Source organism: Cobetia sp. 1AS1, from assembly GCF_029846435.1.
GTDB lineage: Bacteria > Pseudomonadota > Gammaproteobacteria > Pseudomonadales > Halomonadaceae > Cobetia > Cobetia amphilecti.
The window spans coordinates 1-17,156 of sequence record NZ_JARWKU010000015.1; the positions used below are offsets into that span (position 1 = coordinate 1).

Here is a 17,156-nt window from a genome sequence, read left to right on the forward strand (position 1 = left end):
TCACCGCTGGTAACGCCATGCGTCCCCGGCAGCGGATGCGTACTTTACGCACGAACCGCCGTGAGGGCAAGGGCTTTTTGGCAGCAATGTCCAAAAGAGTGCAAAGCGGGCCCATGCGTTTCTCTAGCGCCATCAGGACGACATCTCGAAGAACACCACATGAAGAGCTCTCTATACAGCCACTTCATTTACCGGCGCTTTCAGTACCACTCCATCAAGCGCACCTCCCCCCTCTCAACACGCTTCTTCAAAAACTTCCCTGCAAGACATGTGAGCCGCTGCATGCGCGACGGCATCGGCCAATGCACTTTCTCTCCCCGCCGCCATCTGGCAGACACTGCCCACGATGATCAGGCACGGTGTCGGCAATGGATGCTCGGCCAGACGACTCACCATATTGCCGAGCGAGCCGTGCAGAGTCTGCTGCTCGGGAAGGCTGGCATTGGCGACCAGCATCATCGGCCAGTCCGCCGGCAGTCCATGACGCTGCAGCTCATCGCAGATCACCTCAAGACGATTGAGCCCCATATAGAAGAGAAGCGTTTCATCGCGACGCGCCAGCTGCTGCCATTCAGGCTGCTCACTCTTGCTGCAGAGCTGAGCGGTCACGAAACGCAGACGCTGTGCATGCGCCCTGTCCGTCAATGGCATCCCCAGGGCAGCGGCCGCACCGGAAGCCGCGGTGATGCCCGGCACGATATGACGCGTGATGGCGGCATCATCGAGGGCCGCGAGCTCTTCCCCCATGCGGCCAAAGACACCGGGGTCACCGCCCTTGAGACGCACGACCCGCATGCCTTCCCCCGCCAGGCGAACCATCAGCGCACCGATCTCATCCTGCGGCACACTATGATTGCCGCAGGCCTTGCCGACGTAATAGCGCTCACAGTGAACCGGTAGCTGAGCGAGAATCTCATCGCCGACCAGTCGGTCATAGACCACCGCATCCGCAGCATTCAGCATTCGCCAAGCCTTGAGCGTCATCAGGTCCGGATCCCCCGGCCCCGCGCCCACCAGCGCGACCTGGCCCGGAAGAAACGCCTCCCAGGCGGGAGAAATCCCGTTGGCATCGCTGCGCGCTGGCACATGCCGATTCTCGCCACTCCACTCGCGCCGCGACATCAGGCCATCGGTCAGCCGCGACATGAGAATCCCGAGAGACTCTGCACTGCTGGATACCGACATCAGGTCACGCCATTTCCAACGAATCAGTCCGCTCATCGGATCGCTCCTCTTCCACAAGACGTTTGAGTTCAGGCAGGCAGGAACCACAGCGAGTACCGCAGGCCAGTCGCGCGCCCAGGGCTTCCACGGAACCGTCACCGGACTGGATGGCCTGACGAATGGTCAGTTCGCCGACCTGATGACAGGCGCAGACCATCGCCCCGACATCCGCCTGCCCGGAGAGACGGCCGGCCAGCAGGCTGCGCCGCTCATGCGCGGAGAGCTGCTCTGATGCGAAGCACTCGCCCAGCCAGGCGATATTGGGCTGGCGATCGAGGTGTGCGTCACCCGGCATCACCTTCAGCCACCAGACAAGACGCCCATCACGAAAGCCCGCTGCGCTGATGCCACCCTGGGCGGCGTCCTGTGCCCAGAGTCCCGCCGGGACACCCAGATGGCTTTCGCACCAATGCTGCCAATCCGGCTGCCCCTGACCTGCCAGCTGGTAGCGCACCAATGCCGATTGCGGAATACGCGCCCAGTAGCGCCCGTCGAGCTGGGCCACGGCATCTGCCAGATCCTCACGCCCGGCCAGAATGGAGGGGGCGATCAACAAGGTGGCCTGCCACTCGCACGGCAATGACTCGACCTCGACCGCGCCATGCTTGGATTCCGGCTGTCCGGAGAAGGGATCGACGAGACCCGCCAGCAGCGCACCGGCCCGAGCGTGACTCGCGAAGTGGTCGCTCCAGTGCATCGGAATGAATACCTCCCCGCGACGCTGACCACTGCTGATGCGGACGCGAGCCCGATAATCTCCACGCAGCCCGCCCTGCTCATCACGCCCCTTGAGCTGCGCGAGACCGCCATCCTGCAAATCACGAGCCGCCGCATCCTGCGGATGAAGCTCCACGAAAGGCTCGGCACGATGATTCATCAGGCGAGCACTGCGCGCGGTGCGCGTCATGGTGTGCCACTGATCACGGATACGCCCGGTATTGAGGCGCAGCGGCGCCGCATCGCTCAGCGCCTGTTGCGGCAATTGCGGTACCACGGGCACCAGGCGGGCGCGCCCATTGGGGGTGTTGAAGGTGGCATCCTCGAACAGGCGCGGCGTGCCGATCAGCTCGCCCTTGTCCCCGCGGCGTACCGGCCACTGGATCGGCTTGAGCGCGTCGTAACCCGCGCGATCCAGCTCCGCCAGCGGCGCGATGTTGAACAGCCGCTTGACCGAGGAAGTCGCCGATGGCTTGCGACCGGCCTTGAGACGCGGCGCAGAATTGCGAAACCCCGAGAGGCGGGCGTGCTCACGAAAGATCGCGTGGGGCCCCGAGTAGTCGAAAGCCTCCTGAAAGCCCATGCGCTTGCCGACCTCCGCCAGCTGCCACCAGTCATGACGCGCCTCGCCCGGCGGAGTTAGCAGGCCACGCTGGCGCGAGATGCAGCGCTCGGAGTTGGTGACGGTGCCATCCTTCTCGCTCCAGCTGCTGGCCGGCAGCACCACATCGGCGTACGCCAGGGTGTCACTGTCCGCCATGCATTCGGAGACGATCACCATCGGGCAGGCCGCCAGCGCCGCACGCACTCGTGCGCTATCCGGCAGGCTCACCGCCGGGTTGGTCGCCATGATCCACAGCGCCTTGATCTCGCCACGCCCCAGCGCCGCGAAGAGCTCAACCGCCTTGTGACCAGGCCCCTCAGGCAGATTCGGCGCCTGCCAGAACTCGCTGACCAGCGCCCGCGCGCCCGGCGTGTCGTAATCCATATGTGCCGCCAGCTGGTTCGCCAGGCCACCGACTTCGCGGCCGCCCATCGCATTGGGCTGCCCGGTGATGGAGAACGGCCCCGCGCCCGGCAGCCCGATCTTGCCGCCTGCCAGATGGCAATTGATGATCGCATTGCCCTTGTCGGTACCACTGGTCGATTGATTCACGCCCTGGGAGAACAGCGTCACCACGTGCAACTGGGTGGCGAACCAGTAATAGAAGGTCTCGAGACGCTCCACATCGATATCACAATCCCGCGCAATCGCGGAAAGCGAGCAGTCGTCACACTTCGACTGCTTGAGTGCCGCATCGAAACCCTGGGTGTGGGCCTCCAGATAGAGGCGATCGGTGCGTCCGCGCTCGGCCATATAGGCCAGCAGGCCATTGAAGAGGCGCGCATCGCTGCCGGGGCGAATGCCCAGATACAGGTCCGCGATCTCGCAGCTGTCGGTCAGGCGCGGGTCGATCACCACGATACGCAGCAGCGGATTGTCGATACGCGCCTGCTTGAGGCGCTGGAACAGCACCGGGTGATTCCAGGCCAGATTGCTGCCGACCAGCACCACCAGCTCGGCACGCTCGAGATCCTCGTAGCTGCAAGGCACGGCGTCTGCCCCGAAGGCACGCTTGTGCGCCACGACCGCCGAGGCCATGCACAGCCGCGAATTGGTATCCAGGTGCGGCGTACCGATGAAGCCCTTGAACAGCTTGTTGGCGAGGTAATAGTCCTCGGTCAACAGCTGCCCCGACAGATAGGCGGCGATGCTGTCCCCACCATGGGTGCTGCGCAGCTCACCGAAGCGAGCGGCGATCAGATCCAGCGCCGTATCCCAGCTCACCTCTCGCAGCACGCCTGCGGCGTCGCGTATCTGAGGCTGCGTCAGGCGGCCGCTGGATGACAGTGTCTCGGCAAGCGCAGACCCCTTGACGCACAGACGCCCGTAATTGGCCGGATGGTCGTTGTCGCCGCTGACGGCGGTGATCCTGCGCTTGAGCTCACCGCCCTCCTGCGCCCGGGTTTCCAGCTCAAGCGATACGCCACACCCGACACCGCAATACGGGCAGGTCGTCGAGGCGCTGCAGGGGGAAGACTCACTTATGCTCTGGGGCTTGCTGGCCTGCATCGACATCACTCCCTGGTGCAGTAAGCATGAAAAAAGGCGCCTGATGACCCGCCACGTAATGTGCGGTCATCAGGCGCCTTTGCCTGTCGTTGTCAGTCCTGGTCTGCCCTGCAGACTGACAATGGAAACTGACGGTGGATACGGTCTCGTCATGCCGATGAGTGCGCAATCTCGTCTTCGAGACGCCGACATGGCGTGCATGATTGAAGAGCCGCCGTTGGCCGGTTCGCGAGCCTCGCAACAGTGAAGCTTGCGGAGACGCGAACCCTCAATCAGGTATCACACCCATGACCTGACAGACGCACTTAACAGACCAACCCTGACCAATCATCATAAATAACAATCACTTGGCTGTCATAAGCTACCGATGCAGGAGGCGAACAGCGCGAGACGGCCAGCGCCAGGCACCGCTGACGCACCAGCCATGTGCATCAGCGCATGCGACTGCACCAATCCCTGCCTTGATGTCTCCCGCAACCGCGACCGACTCTGCCATGGCAGGACCTCGCCTCAAGCATCTGCAACTGCAAGTGAATGAAAAATAGCGACTTTCTCTGAAGCGGCACCGAATTCGCCTGAGTATCGGCAGGTTGGGTCAATGACGACCCCGAATCGCAGGTCCCGCAGCGCATCACTCCGATGAGTGACATGCAGCAGCCAACGGTCCGCCAGACCTGTCGCAGTTGCGGGTGACAGCGACATCGTCACCTGACGCTGCAACTCGCTATCCAATGCTTAGCCCTCATCTTCCAGGCAAAGGCGCCTGCTTGACGTCGTGATCATCACGGCGGCAAGCAGGCGCTTTTTTTATGCGTCCAGAACGTCAGCGCAAGGAGGCAGAATGCATCCGTCATCTACCACCCGCGAGCCTACGCCAGCACTGGTCATCATCGGCCACGGCATGGCGGCGCAGAAGCTGTTGGAGCAGCTGGTCTCGCTGAGCCCTGATCAGCAGCTGCCCTGGCCGGTCACGGTGATCGGCGAGGAGCCCCACCTCCCCTACAACCGCATTCAGCTCTCGCCGCTATTGGCCGGCGAGACACGAACCGAAGGCCTGATCAGCCAGCAGGCCGACTGGTTCTCGCGGCACGGCATCACACGAATCAGCGGCGACCCCGTCAGCCAGATCGATCGCACCGCCCGCTGTGTCGAGACCGCCAGCGGTGGCCGCATCCCCTATCAGCGGCTGGTGATCGCGACCGGCTCACGTCCAGCGCTGCCCCTGCCTCTGCCCGCTCACCTGCCAAAGGCGTCGTCCGCCAATGACTGGCCGCCGGGACTGATGGGCTTTCGCGATCTGAAGGATGTCGAGCAGATGCAGGCCGCCTGTCTTGCCGGACGTCAGGAGGGCGCCGGCGCACTGGTCATCGGTGGCGGGCTGCTCGGGCTCGAGGCCGCCGAGGGCCTGCGCAAGGGTGGCCTTGAGGTGACGCTGCTGCAGCGCAGCGAGCGCCTGATGAACCGTCAACTGGATCAGGTCGCGGCCGGACTGCTGGAGCAGGAACTTCGCGAGCGTGGCCTCGACATCATCACTGGCGCGCACCTCGAAGAGTGGCTCGAGTCCCCGGCGGGCGGCATCAGCGGCGTGCGCCTCACGGATGGCCGCGAACTTCACGCCGGACTGACCATCGCCGCCACCGGCATCCGCCCCGAAATCGAGCTTGCGCGTGCTGCAGGACTGGCCTGTCAGCGCGCCATCCAGGTCGATGGCCACCTGCTCACGAGCGATCCGCACATTCACGCGTTGGGCGAATGCTGTGAGGTGGCTGGCGAGACCTTCGGCCTGATCGAGCCCATCTGGGCGCAGATCGAAGTGCTCGCCCGCCAGCTTCTCGTGCAATCGACCCCGCCCTATCGCAATGCGCCACTGGCGACGCGTCTCAAGGTCAGCGGCATCGACCTTTACAGCTGCGGCGAGCTTGCCCCCCGGCCGAATGACGAGGTGCTGGTCTATCAGGACCACGCCCTGGGCGACTACCGCCGACTGCTGCTGCGCGAGGAGCGCCTGGTCGGCGTGGTGCTCTACGGCGACGTCAGTGCCGGCAACGCCCTGTTCGAAGCGCTCAAGGCCGGTACGCCACTGACCAGGATTCGCGAAGACCTCCTGCTGATGCCGGCAGAAGCCCTCGCACGTCTGACCCAGGACGGCCCGCCGACGGCGCCCGATGACCCCAGCGGCAAGCCGGGCACTCAAGACATGACAGACCAGCATCGTGATCGCGACACCACAGACAAAAACGACAACACCCCTGACACCTTCGAGGAGGCCGCATGAAACACCTGATCATCATCGGCAATGGCATGGTTGGCCATCACTGCGTCGAGCAGCTGATCGCACTGGGCGCCACCGCGCACTACCAGATTCATGTCTTCGGCGAAGAACGCCACATCGCCTACGACCGCGTGCATCTCTCGGAGTATTTCACCGGACGTGATGCCGAATCTCTCGCGCTCGGCACCGCCGACGACTACCGCAAGGCGGGCGTCACCCTGCACCTCGACGAGTGTGTCACCGCCATCGACCGCGATGGCGGCCATGTCATCACCACGCGCGGGCGCTACCCCTACGACAGCCTGGTGCTGGCGACCGGCTCGACCCCCTTCGTGCCGCCCATCCAGGGCCTCGGTGAGCCGGGAAGCGAGGCCGCCGCCAGCAATCGTCTGGTCTACCGCACCCTGGAAGATCTTGATCAAATTCGCGCTGCCGCCGATGGCAAGACACATGGCGTGGTGGTCGGCGGTGGCCTGCTCGGGCTGGAAGCCGCCAATGCCCTCAAGTCACTCGGCCTGGAAGCGCATGTCGTCGAATTCGCGCCACGCCTGATGCCGGTGCAGCTGGATGAGGATGGCGGCCTTGCGCTCAAGCAACACATCACTGCGCTGGGCGTGGGGGTGCACCTCAATCGCGCCACCACCGACATCGTGCCCGGCGAGCACCATCAGTGGCGGATGAACTTCGCCGATGGCGAGTATCTGGAGACCGACCTGATCGTGTTCTCCGCCGGCATCCGTCCTCAGGATGCGCTGGCACGCAGCGCCAGCCTCGAGATCGGCGAGCGCGGCGGCATCATCATCGATGACGAATGCCGCACCTCGGACCCGGAAATCTTCGCCATCGGCGAGTGCGCTCTGTGGCAATCGCGCATCTTCGGACTGGTCGCGCCGGGCTATCAGATGGCACGCGGCGTGGCGTCCCTGCTGGCCGCCAGCGCTGGCGATGCCGCAAGCGCCTCTCAGGAGAGCTTCCGCTTCCAGGGCGCCGACATGTCCACCAAGCTCAAGCTGCTGGGCGTGGATGTCGGCTCCATCGGTGACGCCCACGGCAAGACCGAGGGCGCGATCAGCTATCGCTACTGTGACGAGGCCGACGGCGTCTATCGCCGCCTGATCGTCTCGCAGGACCGCAAGCAGGTGCTGGGCGCGGTGCTGATCGGCGACAACTCACGCTACGACACCCTGCTGCAGTACGTCACCAATGGCATCGCGGCGCCCAAGGACCCGGCGGCACTCATCCTGCCGGATGCCAGTGGCGAAGCCATCACGCTGGGCGCGGATGCCCTGCCCGACAGCGCCACGCTGTGCTCCTGCCACAACGTCTCCAAGGGCGATGTCTGCAGCGCCATCGATGCCGGCAACAGTGATCTGGGCGCCATCAAGGCCTGCACCAAGGCCAGCACCGGTTGCGGAGGCTGTGCGGCGCTGCTCAAGAAGGTGGTGGATGCCGAGCTGGAAAGTCGTGGCGTCGAGGTCGATCGCTCACTGTGCGAGCACTTCGCGCACACGCGTCAGGAGCTCTACTCGCTGGTGCGCGTCGAAGGCATCGAGACCTTCGCCGAGCTGATGGCCAGCCACGGCCGCCATCCGGATGCCCTGGGCTGCGAGATCTGCAAGCCGGCGGTGGGCTCGATTCTGGCCTCGTGCTGGAACGCGCCGATCACCGAGTCCTCGCACATTCCGCTGCAGGACACCAACGACACCTTCATGGCCAACATGCAGAAGAACGGCACCTATTCCGTGGTGCCGCGCATCCCCGGCGGCGAAATCACGCCGGACAAGCTGATCGCCATCGGCGAGATCGGCAAGCGTTACAACCTCTATACCAAGATCACCGGCGGTCAGCGCATCGACCTCTTCGGTGCCCAGCTGCATGAATTGCCGGATATCTGGAGCGAGCTGATCGCCGCCGGCTTCGAGACCGGCCACGCCTACGGCAAGTCCACCCGCACGGTGAAATCCTGCATCGGCAGCACCTGGTGTCGCTATGGCGTGCAGGACAGCATGGCGATGGCGCTGACGCTGGAAGACCGCTACAAGGGCCTGCGTTCACCGCACAAGCTCAAGTTCGCCGTCTCTGGCTGTACCCGTGAATGCGCCGAGGCCCAGAGCAAGGATGTCGGCGTGATCGCCACCGAGAACGGCTGGAACCTCTATGTCTGCGGCAACGGCGGCATGCGCCCGCGTCATGCCGAGCTGTTCGCGACCGATCTGGATGACGAGAGCCTGATCCGCACCATCGACCGCTTCCTGATGTTCTACATCCGCACCGCCGACCGCCTGCAGCGCACCTCCGTCTGGCGCGAGGGCCTCGAGGGCGGCCTCGACTATCTGAAAGAGGTGATTCTCGAGGACAGTCTGGGGCTTGGTGAGACGCTCGAAGAACAGATGCAGCAGGTGGTGGACCGCTACGAATGCGAATGGGCCAATGCGCTCAAGAGCCCCGAGAAGCTCAAGCGCTTCCGCAGCTATGTGAATGACCAGCGCCCGGACCCTGACGTGGTCAATATCGTCGAGCGCGACCAGATTCGCCCCGCCAGCCGCGATGAACTGGCCAGTGGCAATCTGATCATCAGCGACGGTGGCGCCCGCGAAGCAGTGGCAGAACATCAACCTCAGTCAACGACCCACCTGGCCACGGAGGTACGCTCATGACATCGCCTGCACTCGCCACAGCATCTACCGATCCGCTCTCCAGCCCGTCCTCTGCAACACAGGACACCTCTGCCGCGGCACAGACGCCGCTACGCTGGGTGACACTCTGCCAGCGCGAGGACCTGGTGCCGGGCTCCGGCGTGGCCGCCTGGCTTGAGGCAGACGGCCAGGCCCGCCAGATCGCCCTGTTCACGCTGCCGGCCACAGCCGATAGCGACGACCTCACGCTGTTCGCCATCGACCATCATGACCCGGTGTCAGGCGCCAACGTGATTGCCCGCGGCCTGCTGGGTGATCACGCCGGAGAGCCACTGGTGATCTCGCCACTCTACAAGCAGCGCTATCGACTCAGTGATGGCCAATGCCTGGACGACGACACACTCGCATTGACGGTGTGGCCTGTGCGTCTGGCAGGCGGCGAGGTACAGATACAGTGCCAGCGGGCAGACGATGCCTGCTAGCCACACCCGCTATCCACACCCGCAAGCCACATAAGTTATTGATGACGTACGCATATGCTCGAAAAACGGCACATATTTGGTGCACAACCATGCTGCAACGCACCATGAATCGCCCAACAGCGCGCACGCCTCGAGCCATCTGACCGGCACCTGGCAGCCCGCAAACAGGCATCAACATCTCAAACCATTGTTTTTATTGAGGATACTGAAAAACTGGCATCGAGCATGCAATCTATACAGCGAGATGGCAAATGGCGGCTATCTCGCATGGCGTGCTCATTGCTGAGTCGAGGATCCGGGACCGGCGTATCCCCCTCGATATACAATGGCATTTAAGTCCACCCTATTTGGGGTGGACTTTTTTTATGTCTGAAATCGTCGGTAAGTCATTGATTCTCTTTGCTTCAGAGCACGATGGGCCGCTCACTCCTTCTTGCTGATCTCCCTTCGTGCTTCTCGCTTTTCCTTCTCGCCGCCTCGCCACTCATTTTTCTTCCCGCTGCTGACGACGCGCGATCCAGCGCTGACATTCCCCGATGATGCCGCTGCGGAAGCTGAGCACGCAGACCACGAAGATGGCGCCCAGAATCACGCTGACCCAATCGCCCAGCGCGGATTGCGCCAACTGGTGCTGCAGCCCGATGACCAGCCCGGAGCCCACCAGTGGCCCGAGCAGCGTGCCGACGCCGCCCAGCAATGTCATCAGGATCACCTCCCCCGACATGTGCCAGCTGGCATCACCCAGCGAGGCGAGCTGGAACACCAGCGTCTTGGTCGCTCCCGCCAGGCCTGCCAGCCCCGCCGACAGCACGAAGGCCACCAGTTTGTAGGCATCGGTGTGATAGCCCAGCGAGATGGCGCGCGGTTCATTCTCGCGGATGGCCTTCAGCACCTGACCGAAGGGGGAATGCACCACGCGCCGGATCAGGGCAAAGGCCGCCACGAAGATCGCGAACACGAAGTAATAGAGGGTGTGATTGTTCGCCAGGTCGAACACGCCGAACAGCTCACCGCGCGGCACGCCATGCAGGCCATCTTCGCCGTGGGTGAACGGCGCCTGGATAAAGAAGAAGAACATCATCTGGGCCAGGGCCAGCGTGATCATCGCGAAGTAGATGCCCTGCCGCCGGATGGCCAGCGCCCCGAACAGCGTCCCCAGCACTACCGCGCCGAGCGTACCGGCCACGATGCCCAGCGCCGGACTCAGGCCCGGATATTCCGCGAGCAAGAAGCCGGTGATATAGGCGCCCGTGGCCAGGAAGGCGGCATGCCCGAAGGACAGCAGCCCCACGAAGCCGAGCAGCAGATTGAAGGCGCTGGCGAACAGCGCAAAGCACAGAATCTTCATCAGAAAGACGGGATAGGCGACCCAGGGTGCCAGCAACCCGAGCAGGAACAGCACGAGATACAGCACGCCCAGCGGGGTGATTCTGCGCGGCGCGCTGCCTGCACGCGCGGCCTGGTGATCCTGTTGCAGTACGGCCATGTCAGGCCTCCTTTCCGAACAGCCCGGCAGGGCGAAGCATCAACACCATCACCATCACCACGAAGATCACGGTATTGGCGGCCTCGGGATAGAACACCTTGGTCAGCCCCTCGATCAGCCCCATCGCGAGCCCGGTAAGAATGGCGCCGAGAATCGAGCCCATCCCGCCGATGACCACCACCGCGAACACCACGATCAGCAGGCTCGAGCCCATGGTCGGCGAGACGGGATACAAGGGCGCGGCCAGCACGCCGGCGAAGGCGGCAAGCGCCACACCGAGTCCGTAGGTCAGCGACACCATCAAGGGCACATTGATGCCGAAGGCCTGCACCAGCTCGGGATTCTCGGTTCCCGCGCGCAGATAGGCACCGAGGCGCGTGCGCTCGATCAGGAACCAGACTCCGAAGCAGACCACCAACGCCGCCACCAGCACCCAGGCGCGATAGGTGGGCAGGAACATGAAGCTCAGCTTGAAGCCGCCACTCAGCGCCTCGGGGATCGGATAGCTCGACCCCGAGACACCGAACAGATTCACCAGCGTGCCCTCGAAGATCAGCGCCAGCCCGAAGGTCAGCAACAGGCCATAGAGGTGATCAAGATGCTGGATGCGCCGCAGCAGCAGACGCTCGACCACGATGCCCAATGCTCCCACCACCAGCGGCACCACGATCAGCGCCGTCCAGTAGTTGAGCCCCAGATATTGCGCTCCCAGCAGCGCCGCGAAGGCGCCCAGCATGTACTGGGCACCATGCGCGAAGTTGATGATGCGCAACAGACCGAAGATCACCGCCAGCCCCAGGCTCAGCAATGCATAGAAGGCACCGTTGATCAGCCCCAGCATCAGCTGACCGAACAGCACCATCAGGGGTATTCCAAAAATCATGGTCATCCGCACATTCCTTTTCAGCGCCCATTCGCGTCAGCCGCTCGGCACTGCCGATCATCCGACCGGCAGCGCCATGCCATACGCCTCAGCGACTCGACTGACGTTCGGCTTCAGCCCTTGACCAGCTCGCACTGGCTGTCCGCCAGCGGTCGGTAGGCTTCAGCGCCGGGAATGGTGCGGATCACGTCATAGACATCCCACTCGCCTTGGGACTCGGAGGGCGCCTTGACCTTGACCAGATACATGTCGTGCACCATGCGCCCATCGGCACGGATGGTGCCGTTGTTGGCGAACATGTCGTTGACCGGCGTCTCGCCCATTCTGGCGCGCACGGTGGCGGTATCATCGCTGCCGGTGGCCGCGACCGCATTCAGGTAATGAAGGGTGCTGGAGTAGATACCGGCCTGCACCATGGTCGGCATGCGCTCATTGCGCTCGTGATAGCGCTGGGACCAGGCACGTGTCTCGTCATTGAGGTCCCAGTACCAGCCGGTGGTGAGCTGCAGCCCCTGCGCCACCTCAAGCCCCAGGGCATGCACGTCATTGAGGAAGATCAACAGCCCCGCCAGCGACTGCCCGGCCTGCACCACGCCGAACTGGCTCGCCGTAGTCAGCGCATTGACGGTGTCCGACCCGGCGTTGGCCAGCCCGACGATCTTGGCCCCGGAACCCTGCGCCTGCAGGATGTAGGAGGAGAAATCACTGGTCGGGAAAGGATGGCGCACCTTGCCGACGATGGTGCCGCCGTTCTCGCTCACCACCTTTTCCACATCCCCTTCCAGGGCATGACCGAAGGCGTAATCCGCGGTCAAAAGGAACCAGCTGTCGCCGCCTTCATCGACGATCGCCTTGGCCGTGCCGTGCGCCAGCGGATAGGTGTCATACACCCAGTGGACATGATTGGGCGTGCAATGCTCATTGGTGATGCTGGAAGCCGCCGAGCCGGAAACGATACCCAGCGTGTCCTGTTCGGCGAGAATCCGAGTCACCGCGATGCTCACCGATGAGGCCACCAACCCGGCGACCATGTCGACATTCTGCTGATCGATCCAGCCGCGCACCGTATTGGCACCGACATCGGCGCTGTTGCGGTCATCGGCACTCAATACCTCGATCGGCATGCCGTTGACGCTGCCGCCGAAGTCCTCGACGGCCATCTTGAGCGCATCGAGACCACCTGGGCCTGCCAAATCACGATAGGTGCCCGACATGTCGGCCAGATAGCCGATCTTGATCACGCCGTCGCTGATATCGGCCTGCGCGATTCCCGCCGACAGCAGTGACCCCATCATGAGCGCGGACAGCGGCAACAGGCGCCGGCATGTGGCCGCCGTGATGCGGCGTGACAACGGTGACGCGGCAGGGGTGGCGTTGGATGAAACGGTGGCGTTGGATGTAGCAGTGGCGTTGGATGTAGCAGTGGCGTTGGATGAAGCGGTGGCGTGCATGACATCTCCAGACCGGATTACCCGGCAATATTGTGATTGTTGTGGCGAGACGTACGGACTTCAGTTTGGCGAGTGCAAGGCTGTGCATGGCGGCCAGCTCTGTGCAGCTCAGCCCGAGCGGGAGCTCAGACCCCCAGTACCTTGTGCAGATATTCGTGGCGGGCCGGCAATTCGGCCGCGCTGATCTCTTCCAGAATGGTGCCGTGCTCCATCAGGTAATGACGGTCGGCCAGCGGTGCGGCAAAGCGGAAGTTCTGCTCCACCAGCACGATGGTCATGCCGCGCGCCTTCAGCATCATCAGCACTTCGGCCAGCTTCTGGTTGATGACCGGCGCCAGCCCCTCGGTGATCTCATCCAGCAGCAACAGGTCCGCCCCTGTGCGCAGGATGCGCGCCAACGCCAGCATCTGCTGCTCGCCACCGGAGAGGCGCGTGCCCTGACTGGTGCGCCGCTCATGCAGATTGGGGAACAGCGCATAGAGCTCATCCAGCGACATGCCCCGGCTATGGCTCTGGCCCTGGCTCTGGTCATGTCCTGTACTCCTGACCAACGGTGGCAGCAGCAGATTCTCCTCGACGCTCAGACTGGCGAAGATGCCACGCTCCTCGGGGCAGAAGCCGACACCGAGATGGGCGATGCGATGCGGCGCCAGCCCCATGCTGTCCTGCCCCTTGATGAGGATGTCGCCGCTGCGCCGGCCGACCATGTTCATGATCGCGCGCAGCGTACTGCTGCGACCGGCCCCGTTGCGCCCCAGCAAGGTCACCAGTTCGCCGCGCCACACCGTCATGTTGACGCCATGCAGCACATGGGACTCGCCGTACCAGGCGTTCAGCTCGCGCAGGCAGAGCTGCTCTTCCCCCAGCGGCGAGTCGGCCGCCGAGGATTGCCTGTCCGTCGCCTGCTCCATAACCACCATCATGAAACCTCCTTGTGCTCATCCGCCGTGGACTCGGGCGCTTCACTGCCCAGATACGCTTCACGCACCTCGGGGTTGGCCGAGACGCTGGCGTAATCGCCTTCCGCCAGCACCCGCCCGCGCGCCAGCACGCTGATGCGATCGCACAGGCGGCTGACCACGCTCAGGTTGTGCTCGACCATCAGCACCGTTCGGCCCCGCGCCGCGACACGAATCAGCTCGACCACGCGGTCCACATCCTCGGCGCCCATGCCCTGGGTCGGCTCGTCCAGCAGCATCACCGTAGGCTCAAGCGCCAGCGTGGTCGCCAGCTCCAGCGCGCGCTTGCGGCCATAGGGCAGACTGGCGGTCACACGGTGGGCGTCATCGCGCAGCCCTACCTGCTCCAGCAGATGCAATGCCTGCTCGTTCAGGCTGTCGAGGCTGCGTTCCGGCTTCCAGAAATGAAACGAGGTGCCCTGGGGGCGTTGCAGGGCGACCCGCACGTTCTCGAGCACCGTCATCTGGGAAAACACTGCCGATATCTGGAAGGAGCGCACCAAGCCCAGGCGCGCGATCTCATGCGACTTCATGCGAGTGATGGATTTGCCGCGATAGAGAATCTCGCCGCGGGTGGCCGGTAGAAAGCGCGTCAGCAGATTGAAGACTGTCGTCTTGCCGGCGCCATTGGGGCCGATGAGGGCATGGATATGCCCTTCCTGCACCTGGAGATTGACGTCATCGACGGCCGTGAAACCCCGAAAATCCTTGCTCAAGCCACGCGTCTCGAGAATCGGGGCTGTCGCTGATGCGCCCCCGCTGGCACGCGGCCCCTGAATGGGCGGTGATGGCATGTCAGTACTCCGTCCTGACCGGCAAGCCGGTGGTCTGTGTCTTCCAAGAGACATGAGGGCTGTTCGTCAGCGCGGATGCCCGCAACATCGCGACTCGTCATCGGCACGCAGCATCAACAGGCGCTATCCACAGGCCCTTGATATGCGGCATCGTTGCGATCGGCGCAACTGACGTTAACGTAAACTAGAATAGCGAGAGGCGCGCTGCCAGCGGCAAGCGCGCTCACTCGACCAATAGCCGATATATCAGCGACTTCTTTACAACGCAGCCCTCCCGAGACATCTCAAGGCCGGCAGATTCCCCCACCAGCTCGAGCCGAACAGTCGAGACGAGCGCAATTCCCGCCATAAAAAAGACGCCTGTCCGTCGCGGAATACCGCGCCGAAGAGGCGTCAACGAGGGTTGCCGAGATCATGACCTCTGGCCGGAGATCATGTACCTGACAAGAGACAACGGGTTTGGCCGGAGGCGGCTGGCCTCCGGCGGAAAGTCATGGCAGTTCGACTCAGGCTCACATCACACAGGTTCACATCGCGCCGGTTCAAGTAACGCAGACTCAATTCAGTCAGACTCAATCCAGTCCAGGTCAAGGAACCTGCCAGTGGCTAGCGGTCGTATCAGCATTCGATGGCGTTGACCGCGAGACCGCCCTTGGAGGTCTCCTTGTACTTGTCCTGCATGTCGCGGCCGGTGTCGCGCATGGTGCGGATCGCCTTGTCCAGCGAGACGAAGTGATCGCCATCGCCGCACATCGCCATCTGGGCGGCATTGATCGCCTTGACCGAGGCAATCGCATTGCGCTCGATGCAGGGAATCTGCACCAGGCCGCCGATCGGGTCACAGGTCAGCCCCAGGTTGTGTTCGAGACCGATTTCCGCCGCGTTCTCGACCTGCTCCGGCGTCGCGCCCATCAGCTCGGCAAGCCCGGCGGCCGCCATCGCGCAGGCGGAGCCAACCTCGCCCTGACAGCCGACTTCCGCGCCAGAGATGGAGGCGTTCTTCTTGCACAGGATGCCCACCGAGGCTGCCGTGAGCAGGAAATCGACCACGTCCTCCTCGCGAGCATCTTCCTGGAATTTCATGTAATAGCTGAGCACCGCTGGGATGATGCCGGCCGCGCCATTGGTCGGCGCCGTCACCATGCGACCACCGGCCGCGTTCTCTTCATTGACCGCCAGCGCGAAAAGGTTGACCCAGTCCATCGCCGAGAAGGTCGAGGTGATGATCGACTTGCTGGATTCCACATCCAGCAGACGTGCATGCAGACGCTTGGCACGGCGCTTGACGTTGAGACCGCCGGGCAGCACGCCTTCGTGTGTCAGGCCGTTATCGATGCACTCGTTCATCACTTCCCAGATGCGCCATAGCCCACGACGCACCTGGGTCTCACTGCGCAGCGCGCATTCGTTGGCCATCATCAGCTCGCTGATGCGCATCTTGTGCATGCGACACAGCGCCAGCAGTTCATTGGCGGTGTTGAATTCATACGGCAGACGCAGGCTTTCGTCTTCCAGCAGCGGGTCACGCGCGGCCTCGACTTCGTCGACCACGAAACCGCCGCCCACCGAGTAATAGACATTGCGATACAGCTCATCGCGATGGCCGTAGGCGATCAGACGCATGGCATTGGGGTGATACGGCAGCGGCGCATCGTGCCACTGCATGTCACGCACCCACACGAAGGGCACCGCAATGCGGTTGTCGAGCAGCAGTGTCTGGGACTCCAGCAGCTCTTCGATGCAGGGGTCGATGATCGCAGGGTCGATCGTTTCCGGCAGCTCGCCCATCAGGCCGAGGATGGTCGCCTTGTCGGTGCCGTGGCCTACGCCGGTGGCAGACAGCGAACCATGCAATTGCACCTCGATGCGCGCCACGCGCTCCAGCTGGTCACGCGAGCGCAGGGTCTCGACGAACTGCGCGGCAGCACGCATCGGGCCGACGGTGTGCGAGCTGGAGGGGCCGACACCGACCTTGAAGAGATCAAATACACTGATGGACATGACAACACCTCATCTCGGAAACTCGCCGCGCCTGAGCGCCTGCCAGTGGATGAGGCAATGATGATGGATGGGGGCGGGACGCGACAAACCATAAAAATTGGTCGTGGGTTTAGCCTGACTAAACCCTATGTATCAAAA

At 63.4% G+C, this 17,156-nt stretch carries 11 protein-coding genes; 3 read left to right on the top strand and 8 right to left on the bottom strand.

Annotated features, from left to right (window positions below):
- Positions 1-234: 234 nt before the first annotated feature.
- Together cobA and QD280_RS17265 are read right to left on the bottom strand one after the other, a co-directional pair.
- Positions 235-1,221: a uroporphyrinogen-III C-methyltransferase gene (gene cobA, locus QD280_RS17260; RefSeq protein ID WP_279840086.1), complete on the bottom strand. Its 987-nt coding sequence runs from the start codon at positions 1,219-1,221 to the stop codon at positions 235-237.
- Positions 1,190-4,054 carry a molybdopterin-dependent oxidoreductase gene (locus tag QD280_RS17265; protein ID WP_279840087.1) on the bottom strand — a complete coding sequence of 955 codons (2,865 nt, stop codon included), beginning with the start codon at positions 4,052-4,054 and terminating at the stop codon, positions 1,190-1,192. Before QD280_RS17265 ends, cobA begins: the two co-directional genes overlap by 32 nt.
- Before the next feature lie 841 nt (positions 4,055-4,895).
- On the opposite strand from QD280_RS17265, the gene QD280_RS17270 reads away from it, so the two are divergent.
- The 3 genes from QD280_RS17270 to nirD are packed head-to-tail and all read left to right on the top strand — an operon-like array spanning position 4,896 to position 9,444.
- Positions 4,896-6,329: an FAD-dependent oxidoreductase gene (locus tag QD280_RS17270; RefSeq protein WP_279840088.1), complete on the top strand. Its 1,434-nt coding sequence runs from the start codon at positions 4,896-4,898 to the stop codon at positions 6,327-6,329.
- A complete protein-coding gene (gene nirB / locus QD280_RS17275; RefSeq protein WP_279840089.1) occupies positions 6,326-8,983 on the top strand; it encodes a nitrite reductase large subunit NirB in 2,658 nt (885 codons plus the stop codon). The genes QD280_RS17270 and nirB overlap by 4 nt, the downstream gene beginning before the upstream one ends.
- A complete protein-coding gene (gene nirD / locus QD280_RS17280; protein WP_279840090.1) occupies positions 8,980-9,444 on the top strand; it encodes a nitrite reductase small subunit NirD in 465 nt (154 codons plus the stop codon). Before nirB ends, nirD begins: the two co-directional genes overlap by 4 nt.
- 484 nt (positions 9,445-9,928) lie before the next feature.
- Here the strand turns inward: nirD and QD280_RS17285 are convergent, their stop codons facing one another.
- From QD280_RS17285 to QD280_RS17310, 6 genes are all read right to left on the bottom strand, one after another.
- Positions 9,929-10,930 carry a branched-chain amino acid ABC transporter permease gene (locus QD280_RS17285; RefSeq protein WP_082388929.1) on the bottom strand — a complete coding sequence of 334 codons (1,002 nt, stop codon included), beginning with the start codon at positions 10,928-10,930 and terminating at the stop codon, positions 9,929-9,931.
- A gap of 1 nt (position 10,931) precedes the next feature.
- Positions 10,932-11,819, bottom strand: coding sequence for a branched-chain amino acid ABC transporter permease (locus QD280_RS17290; RefSeq protein ID WP_043334657.1), 888 nt, complete (start codon positions 11,817-11,819; stop codon positions 10,932-10,934).
- A 107-nt stretch (positions 11,820-11,926) separates the two neighbouring features.
- On the bottom strand, positions 11,927-13,108 hold the full coding sequence (locus tag QD280_RS17295; RefSeq protein WP_216060571.1) for an ABC transporter substrate-binding protein: 1,182 nt from the start codon (positions 13,106-13,108) through the stop codon (positions 11,927-11,929).
- Positions 13,109-13,389: 281 nt separating this feature from the next.
- Positions 13,390-14,187, bottom strand: coding sequence for an ABC transporter ATP-binding protein (locus QD280_RS17300; RefSeq protein ID WP_347881978.1), 798 nt, complete (start codon positions 14,185-14,187; stop codon positions 13,390-13,392).
- Positions 14,184-15,017 (bottom strand): ABC transporter ATP-binding protein, encoded by an 834-nt coding sequence (locus QD280_RS17305; RefSeq protein WP_107335967.1) that lies wholly within the window; start codon positions 15,015-15,017, stop codon positions 14,184-14,186. Before QD280_RS17305 ends, QD280_RS17300 begins: the two co-directional genes overlap by 4 nt.
- Before the next feature lie 618 nt (positions 15,018-15,635).
- A complete protein-coding gene (locus QD280_RS17310; RefSeq protein ID WP_043334655.1) occupies positions 15,636-17,018 on the bottom strand; it encodes an L-serine ammonia-lyase in 1,383 nt (460 codons plus the stop codon).
- Between the last annotated feature and the right edge of the window lie 138 nt (positions 17,019-17,156).